The 258-nt window shown below is 56.2% G+C and carries 1 pseudogene; it reads left to right on the top strand.

Annotated elements, in window-relative coordinates:
• Nucleotides 1–258: pseudogene (locus tag JDF658_RS13250) on the top strand (IS200/IS605 family accessory protein TnpB-related protein); the annotation flags it as partial.

The raw sequence follows: 258 nt of genomic DNA, 5'->3' as shown, positions 1-258 counted from the left end.
AAAAATGGCGGCACGCCCGCAGGAACCGCCTCTACTCCCGGGGAGACGAGAGCAAGGGAGGCAACCCCAACATTAAGATATTTTATGACGGACAGGACTTTCGTCTGGCGGTTTCCCTCTCCCACCTTTCTGAACAGACAGGCATAGATAAACTTGGTCGCCCCAGGATGAGCCAGGCCCCCAGGGTTGAGGGCAAGTTGTGGCTGCCGGAAAAACACCGGGAACTGGTGCAGATATGGCTGGCCATGAAGTTACCCT

It is taken from the genome of Carboxydocella sp. JDF658 (genome assembly GCF_002049395.1).
GTDB lineage: Bacteria > Bacillota.
This window is presented reverse-complemented; position numbering and strand designations above follow the sequence as displayed.